We start from the raw sequence: 1,756 nt of genomic DNA, 5'->3' as shown, positions 1-1,756 counted from the left end.
GCTGCTCAATCTGTGCACCCGCAAGCCGGTGGAACTCGCCATCGACGGCGGCGCCACCATAACAGTCGAAGCCGGCAAAGCGCCTGTCATCGACGGCAAGCAGGAACATCGCATGCGCGTCGGCTGCGGCTCGGCGACCATCGGCATGTTCGCCACGCAATGGCGCGGCCTTGTCGACGAGGTGGTGGTGGTCGACGACCACATCACCGGCGTCGTTTCCGAGCATCAGGCCGGCAAGGTGCTGGGCTGGCAGGACACAGGGATAAAGATCATCGGCCGCCGTTCGACGCCGGGCCGCTATTTCAAGGTGTCCGAGCCAGGCCTCGGCTGGGGCGGCACCAGCATTTCAGACCCGCTGTCGATCCTTGGCGAGTGGAACGCCAAGAAGGGTGCGCGGCCGGGCCTGTCGCTGCTGATGGTTTCGACCACCGGCGAGCAATTCGCCTATTACGAGCTCGACGACGAGTTGAAGCCGGTGCAAAAACCGTTTCCGGAACGGCTGCAAAAATCGGTCGGCCTGATCGAGGACAATTGCGAGCCGGCTTTGTGCACGGTGCTGTTCATCGGCGGCGCCGGCGGTTCGCTGCGCGCCGGCGTCACCGAAAACCCGGTCAATCTCACCCGCTCGGTTCAGGGCCTGACCACCTATGTCACGGTCGGCGGTGCGCCGGTCTATGTCTGGCCGGGCGGCGGCATCACCCTGATGGTCGATGTCACACGGGTGCCGGAAGGCGCCTTCGGCTATGTGCCTACACCGGCGCTGGTGGCGCCGATCGAATTCACGCTGCGCCGCGACGACTATGTCAGGCTCGGCGGGGACGAGGCCGAGATCCGCAGCGTCGAGGATATTGTCGCAAAAGGCGGTGAGTACCTGAATCCGCGCCGCGGCACAGGCGCCGAAACCAACAATCCATGGCCGCCACTCGCGCAGCTACGTCGTGCCGGCTCGAACGGGGCCGGGTGATGCAAGGCCCGCAAGCCCATTGGCTGCAGGACGGCAAGCGGCTGCATCTCAACCACGGGCCGATCGACCTGATCGTCGAGGTTTTTGGTGAGGCGGATGAATGCCGCCGAGCCTATGAACAGGCCATAGCGCGGTTCCAGACGATCCTGGTGGAGCTGGTCGAGGAACTCCCCGAATTGCGGCTGCCGGCGTTTTTCCTGGCGCCGCGCACCTTCGCCGGCCCGACGGCGCGCCGCATGGAGGCAGCCGTCATGCCCCTGGCGGAATGCTTTATAACTCCGATGGCGGCCGTCGCGGGATCGGTAGCCGACGAAATGCTCGCCGCATTGCTTGCCGGTCGCAAGATCGAGCGCGCCTATGTCAACAATGGCGGCGACTGCGCGCTCCATATCGGCAAGGGCCAGTCGATGGGTCTGGCGGTTGCCGGTACCGGCAACGGCATGACCGACCGGATCACGATCCGCGCGGAAGATGGCGTTCGCGGCGTCGCCACCAGCGGTTGGCGTGGCCGCTCCTTCTCGCTTGGCATTGCCGACGCCGTCACCGTTCTGGCGCGGACCGGCGCCGAAGCCGATGCGGCGGCGACGCTCATCGCCAACGCGGTGGACCTGCCCGGCAATCCCGCCATCAAGCGCATTTCCGCACACGAACTGTCGCCCGACAGCGATCTCGGCTCGCGGCTGGTGACGCAAGGCGTCGGCACGCTTGCCCTTGGCGAAGTGGCGCGCGCGCTGGACAATGGCCTTGCCGTCGCCGAAGATTTTCGCCGGCGGGGGCTTATTGGCCGGGCGG

The 1,756-nt window shown here is 66.2% G+C and carries 1 protein-coding gene and 1 pseudogene; both read left to right on the top strand.

From position 1 onward, the window contains the following. Positions 1 to 964, top strand: a pseudogene (locus EOA22_RS32400) (6-hydroxynicotinate reductase); the annotation flags it as partial. After that, on the top strand, positions 964 to 1,756 hold a 793-nt coding region (locus EOA22_RS32395), incomplete at its 3' end, for a UPF0280 family protein (protein WP_127390543.1). The pseudogene EOA22_RS32400 and the gene EOA22_RS32395, both read left to right, overlap by 1 nt.

The organism is Mesorhizobium sp. M7A.F.Ca.US.014.04.1.1, from assembly GCF_003998745.1.
GTDB lineage: Bacteria > Pseudomonadota > Alphaproteobacteria > Rhizobiales > Rhizobiaceae > Mesorhizobium > Mesorhizobium ciceri.
This window is presented reverse-complemented; position numbering and strand designations above follow the sequence as displayed.